This is a genomic window from Vibrio sp. D417a (assembly GCF_030248595.1).
Lineage (GTDB): Bacteria > Pseudomonadota > Gammaproteobacteria > Enterobacterales > Vibrionaceae > Vibrio > Vibrio alginolyticus.
Map to the genome: position 1 here is coordinate 1 of NZ_JAHGAM010000051.1, position 6,586 is coordinate 6,586.

Below are 6,586 nucleotides of genomic sequence, written 5' to 3' on the forward strand. Positions count from 1 at the left end.
CTGTCTATCAGATATTAGCCTCAATAGAGGGTTATTTAACATATAGTACGTAAGACGCATCTCCATTCTCAATCTCACTTCAAAACCAAGCTCAAAGCCTTAAAATCTCACCTTAAGAACTTCGTTTTGCTTTCATTCAGTTGAGTTAATTGCCGTGAGTAACTCACGCTTATACTGTTTTTGCTGGTTGATTTCATTTTTAAACCTAAACACTCATAAGTATTAGTTTGTCATTTACGATCCTCGTTTTAACCAACCACTATCAATCTAATCTAAAAGATATATCTTATTGCTTTGCATCCTGATGAACTTTATGGTATTTATAAAGTAAGCATTAATAAAAAAGAGAACAATAACATGCAGATATGTAATTTTGACTTCGACAAACGCTACTCTTACTCGTTAGATCATCTTGAAATAGATGCTCTGGAAGCTTACCACAGCAATCCCACACCGCCCCGCCGTGGCGCAGCACTTACGGCAGCAACAAAGCGCTACAAAGCTTCTGAAATGCTTCATTTCATTCACCAGATCCACGGGAAAGAAGATCTCGACATGACACCAGTTCTTGCAAAGCGATTACTGCTAGGACTTTTCGGGCGTTCTGTGCTGTTTGACACGCTTGTAAGGATTTACGGTGATAAGAATCGCTCAGCATCGAACAAAAGCAGCGATTTTAAGCGCCTAGACGAGCTTGTAGAGCGTTATAAGCCTGATGCTAATACACTAGTTCAAAAAATGACGTTAGACGCGAGAGAAGCGATTAAGAGAGCGCAAAACGAATACAAGAAATCTCAACAAGATCCTACAGATGATTAACCAAGAGCGTGAGTGACTCACGCTGTAAATCAAATGAAGCTAAAAGATATATCTCCTGGCTTCATTTTACATACGGTGCTAACTGTGTAAAATGTGTGTAATCTTGTGTATCTTAGGTGTGTAAATGTGAGTAATTTGCTTAGTGTGAAAGAGGTGTGTAATTTATACAACGTGACCAGAAAAACGTTGTATAACTGGCAATCCGCAGGAAAGCTAACAATGATCAAGAAAGGCGGCAAATCCTTTATTGAATCTAATGTTATTGATGAATTGGCAGATCGGAGAATTACCAGATTAGTTACACAAAATGACACAGGTTTACACAGTGTAATTACTCAATTATCAGATCGAATAACGCACTTAGAATGTGTAATTACACAGTTGCGTGATGATTTGTTACAGTGTAATACGCCAAAAGCAGAAAAAGTCAAAGCCGTTACACAGCAAAATACACAATCAGAGCCTAACGATTCTGCTGTCAGACCATATGATACAAGGCGTGCAAGCGAATGGCTTGAAAAATGCCAACGTGTATTTACACAGTTAGATCCTGAAATCCAAAACACGATCACAAAAAAAGATTTTGCGGCACTGGCTGGCGTAAGTCGCGGCACTGTCACGAAACGCTGGGACGAAATCATCTCTATTGCTGACAAGTAAGTACATTTACGAGTCGTAAATGCACTGCCCTAGCTTCTTTCCTGCCTTATATAAAGCTAATGGATATATCTTCTAGCTTCAATCACTTCTAGTAGCAATCACACCACCAATGCGTCAAAACGCACTTTCTGTGCCGAATACGGCACGACAGGGTAAAATCAAGCTAATGGATATATCTGATAGCTTGGATATACCTATTGCGTGAGTTACTCACGCGACCTATAGCAACACCACAAACCCTAGAACCCAATACGTGAGTTTCTCACGTATTGCCTCCCTTGTGCATATATGTAATAGCACTATATCAAAAGGCTTCAACGTGAGTAACTCACGTTGACAAATCACTCATAATGCAAATGTACGCTTCGCTATTTGCATTAGGAGTAATTTTTGATCTCTTCTCTGAAAATAAGTTCTTCTGCTGCCCACGATAAAGCTTTCTCAATCAGTTCTATCTTGCCTTTTCCTTCAGATTCAGGATGTGAAATCAAGTAAACTTTAATAATTGAAGCGATGTGATCTTCTGTATTTATTGAAACTCTCATTGTTTTATCAAAAATCTTCTGATTTTTGTAAACAGTATATCTTGTTGAGTGCTTCCTATAAGCTGCTTTGAACTTATTTTTGAACTTAGCATCAAACTTGTCAAAATAAGCTATAAAGTCAGTGTTATCTAGCCTTTCCGACAGGTCGATTAAATGATTTACCTGCGCCATAGTAATTCCGTTATTGCTATGGTGAGACTTTAGGTATTTTATTAAGTACTCTCTTTTTTCATATTCATTATTTTCCCAGAAGTTTACTCTAGCCATTTTAATTCCTTTTTTTGAGTGTATGATTAAATTATATATGGCGTGAGTGATTCACGCAACATTTATTTATTGTATTATTATTCGTGATCAAATATTGATCGCAAATATGATCTTCTGATATATTAATTATATTGGATGGCTATTAAGCAAGCATATATTTGTACCCCTCCACTTCGTGTAGTTGTCCAAATAGCTTGCAAGGGGATTCCCCTTGACCCCTTTTTTGCATCACTTCGTGATGCTAAAGAAACACCGCATAATAAATATAATATGGTGAATTAAATTGAATACGCAAAATAGAACAAAGCAAATAAAAGTTCGTGTAAATTCTGACGAAGAAAAAGAATTATTGGAACGTGCAAATAATATCCCCTTGTCAAAATTCATGCGTGAATTTTGCTTGGGGAATGAGTTACCAAGTAACTCAATATCTGAAACAGCAGACCCAAAGTTGATAGCTCAACTGTCATCAATCGGAAACTTATTAAACCAGGCATTGCGCTTGGCTAACAGTGAAGCGAAAGCAGGATATTCATTAAACACAATGCGATTAATGCTTGTGGTAGAACGCACTCAGAAGTCACTGGAGGAACTTAAAAATGCTAGTTAAGTTTTTCACACCTACGCAATCAAAAGGTCCCTTGGGTGCGATAGAGTATTTTCTTGATGATGAAGGTCGCATAGTTGCCCCCCAAGTCATTTCTGGCGATCCAGAAATAACTAAGCAATTGCTTTTAGCATCGAGCTTTAAGAACCCCTACACCGCAGGATGTCTGAGCTTTGCGAAAGAAGAAAGCGACATCTCAAAAGATGTACAGCAAGAGCTTATGGATTCATTTGAGAAGACTTTGCTTGTTGGATTAGAGCCTAATCAGTACGACATTCTGTGGGTTGAGCATCGAGACAAAGGCGGTCGTTTAGAGCTTAATTTTCATGTGCTAAACACAGAACTGCAAACTGGTAAAAGACTACAACCATATCTACACCAATTCGACAGAAATCGCATTGATACGTGGAAGTCATTACAAAATGATTTGTATGAACTAGCCGATCCAAATGCCCCAGAACGCAGAAGGACGCTGCAACTAGGCAACATGAAAGCTGTTAAGCCTAATAACGTTAAAGTAGCCATACATGAGCATTTAGAAGAAATGTGGATGAGTGGCGAAATAAATAATCGCAATGAAATAATAAATGAATTAAATAAAATTGATGGTTTGGAAATATCAAGAATAACACCTAATGCAATATCAATTAAAGTTCCCGATATAAAAAAACCAATAAGACTTAAGGGTGAACTTTACAATGAAAACATTGGAACGTGTCAAGACTATACAAAAGCAACAGAGAATAAACAGAAACGCTTTGATAAAGAAAGAGAGCAAAGAATTGAAGCAAATAGAGAAAAGCTCGATAGACTCAATCAAAAGTGTGGAGAACACCGCCAAAAGAAATATAAATACACTCTTAAGGCAAAAGAAGAAACAAAAGCGCTTATCGAATCTGTTAATCGTGATATTGCTAATTACAATGACAGCATTAATAACGGCAAGCGCAACCTACGTGAAAACATCGAAGAGTTACGAAAACGAGTTTCACGAATGCAAGAGCTTTCAAGTAACGAAAGACAAAAAGCTATTTTGCAAACTATAAAACCAAACAATAACAATAAAAATAAAGAAAGGTATCAACGTGGAAAAAACATTAGAAATCGTCTTAGAAGCCTTAGAGCAAACCGCATTAGAGATGGAATCGTTAAGAAAAGAGATGACATCGATAGAGAAAAGCTACAACGATTTGCAGAAGAAATCATTAAAGAACTACTCAGAAGCAGCAGAGACCGCAAGATACGACACGCCCAAGTCCAACGATACGGGAGTCATCGAGACGCTAGCAAGTCAAATAACAAGCCCTTGCATGACATGCGAGAACGCAAAGCTAACCGTAGAGATAGACGATCCAACGAACTTGATTTTTGAGTGCTTAGCGAGCGTTAAAACAGATAAACCAGTGCTTGCGTGCAACAAGTGGACAATCGCAATGAATAGAGATTCAAGTCACGACTAATGATCTTAATTGATCAAAGTGACTGATAAGTGATAAGATTTTAGAAAAGAAAAAGCCCACGAGACTTTGGCGAGACTATGTGGGCTAATTTCAAGAATATGGAATAATTATATGTATAAAACTAAAGGGTTTCAAGCCCTACAAGCACCTAGTATATTTAATTTTCATATATTCAACAGTCCTCGCCATGTGGACGGTGTTGAGTGTATGTAAACGAAAAATTAGAAGAACTTTTCTACAGCAAACTAGCAACGAAACCTTATTGCAGCCTTGAGAAAAAGGCAGATCGCATAAGGTCAAAAGCTAGTGCCATCAAATACCCTTACATTCAGCCCAATCCACCACACCTTTGTGCGTGGCTCGTGTTCGACTGCGACCATCAAGATACATGGCGCTTCGATATTGTGGGGCTTCCTGTGCCTAATTTCATTGTGATGGACAAGGAAACACTAAGGCATCACATTTTCTACGCAATACGTGATGTTTACACGACTGAAAAGGCACGCAAGAAACCGCTTGAATGGCTTGCAGCTATTGAGCGCACCTTTGCGTTCTATCTTCAAGCAGATACGCAGTACGTGGGATTAATTGCTAAGAATCCTGCACATAGCGACTGGCAGACCTGGTTCATTCACGATCATATTTATGAACTAGCAGAGCTTGCAGATTACAAAGACCTATTGCCAAAACCTAGAGAGTGCGACATATCAGGCTTTGGGCGTAACTGTGAGCTGTTTGATAACTTGAGGCACTGGGCATATCGAAACATCCACAAACACAGCGTACAGAGCTTCCCAGAAGCAGTATCAGCTAAAGCTGAACAGCTAAACGTATTTGCTCCACCATTACCATTTGGAGAAGTAAAAAGCATTGCTAAAAGCGTCACTAAGTACTGTGAACGCAATAGGTCGTATTTTGAAGATCGCTACGGACGTAAGATCGGACTTAACCCAGAGCTAGACCTACAGACAAAACAGAGCCTTGCCGCGATGCATACAGCAAATGCGAAAGCAGAAGCCACTAGAGCTAAAATACAGAGTGCTGTTGATAGTTTGCTTGCTGATGGTAAAAAGGCGACCCAGAAAGCAGCACAGGAAACGTCTGGTGTCGGCATTGCTACGGTAAAGCGATATTGGAAGCAGATAAATAAATGAGTTTGAGATAGAGGAGAGTTAATCTTTACTTCTATAAAAGCCAAAAGCCGAGGTTCTATTAAATAGACCTCGGCTTTCTAAATCCGAACTCGATACAGAGCCTTTCGGTTATCTGTCGGTTCTCTTTGATTAAATAATGCGACATCATGTTTCTCATGTCAAGTTGTTTTACCGACGCTTTTTCTAGCTATAATGCTAAAAATTTCATTTATTTGGTTTTTTATGGATTATCAAGAGTTTATTCGATGTGTATCGGAAGTGCGTCTAGTTAGCTTGAACAAGCTACTAAAAGACCCTACTGATGAAGAAAAAGTAAAAATACACCAATGGGTTAAGGCTTGTAATGCTGCTTTACTCCCATTAATTCAAACGTCAGAAGTTGTATTACGCAATGCAATCCATGCTGCTGTTAGGGATGAGTTTGGCGAAAAATGGTACAACAGCCCTAGATTCAACTCTTATCATTGCGAAGAGTTCTCAAGCGATGTTGTGGACTTTAAAGAGAAAATAAGCTCAGCTAACTATAAGAACAGAAATGACCCAGAACCAAATGAAATCATAGCCAGTGCAGATTTCTATACATGGGAGCTTATTTTTAGTGAGGATTTTTTCAATGCTTCTGACAATCAGTTTTTGTGGCCAAATAAACTTGATAGCTTATTCAAAGGTATAGACCCAACTGAAGCCAAGACAAAGAAACAATTACACTTAGCGAAGCAAACAATCCAAGCAATTCGCTTGGTGAGAAATAGAATCGCTCACAATGAGACCCCTTGGAGATATCGACGAGTTAAAGGAGCAAAAAACCTTGGTCAAGCAAGAGCGAATGCTTTTAATGATATGGAAAAGTCCATAAATAACTGTGAAAGACTCATTAAGATGATTTCACAGGATAAGTGTAATGCAATGACTGAGTTCGGCTGGTTTGATAATGCCAGGGAAGTGTGTTCTATGAAGGGTTTCCTAGCGATGGTTTTAAATTCAGATAAGTAAAAAAAGGTATCATTAGCTGTCTATCAGATATTAGCCCTTTTGGGGAGTGCATCACTCCAGATGCATAGCGTAACGAAGGGG

Annotated in this window: 7 protein-coding genes; 6 read left to right on the top strand and 1 reads right to left on the bottom strand. The window is 38.6% G+C overall.

Annotation, left to right across the window (positions count from 1 at the left end; all coding sequences use genetic code 11):
- Positions 1-357: 357 nt before the first annotated feature.
- Positions 358-819, top strand: coding sequence for a hypothetical protein (locus KI742_RS23160; RefSeq protein WP_022592031.1), 462 nt, complete (start codon positions 358-360; stop codon positions 817-819).
- Between the two features lie 144 nt (positions 820-963).
- Positions 964-1,479, top strand: a complete 516-nt coding sequence (locus KI742_RS23165) for a helix-turn-helix domain-containing protein (RefSeq protein WP_285386328.1) — start codon at positions 964-966, stop codon at positions 1,477-1,479.
- Between the two features lie 377 nt (positions 1,480-1,856).
- Here the strand turns inward: KI742_RS23165 and KI742_RS23170 are convergent, their stop codons facing one another.
- Complete coding sequence (locus KI742_RS23170) at positions 1,857-2,291, bottom strand: hypothetical protein (RefSeq protein WP_022592029.1); 435 nt, start codon at positions 2,289-2,291, stop codon at positions 1,857-1,859.
- 283 nt (positions 2,292-2,574) lie between these two features.
- On the opposite strand from KI742_RS23170, the gene KI742_RS23175 reads away from it, so the two are divergent.
- From KI742_RS23175 to KI742_RS23190, 4 genes are all read left to right on the top strand, one after another.
- Entirely contained in the window at positions 2,575-2,901 is a 327-nt protein-coding gene (locus KI742_RS23175) for a hypothetical protein (RefSeq protein ID WP_285445315.1), read from the top strand.
- The gene (locus KI742_RS23180; protein ID WP_285386327.1) at positions 2,891-4,270 is read left to right on the top strand and encodes a relaxase/mobilization nuclease domain-containing protein; all 1,380 of its coding nucleotides are present in this window, start codon (positions 2,891-2,893) and stop codon (positions 4,268-4,270) included. The genes KI742_RS23175 and KI742_RS23180 overlap by 11 nt, the downstream gene beginning before the upstream one ends.
- 291 nt (positions 4,271-4,561) lie before the next feature.
- Positions 4,562-5,512 carry a replication initiation protein gene (locus KI742_RS23605; RefSeq protein WP_285386325.1) on the top strand — a complete coding sequence of 317 codons (951 nt, stop codon included), beginning with the start codon at positions 4,562-4,564 and terminating at the stop codon, positions 5,510-5,512.
- 222 nt (positions 5,513-5,734) lie between these two features.
- Positions 5,735-6,505 (top strand): hypothetical protein, encoded by a 771-nt coding sequence (locus tag KI742_RS23190; RefSeq protein ID WP_285386324.1) that lies wholly within the window; start codon positions 5,735-5,737, stop codon positions 6,503-6,505.
- Positions 6,506-6,586: the final 81 nt, after the last annotated feature.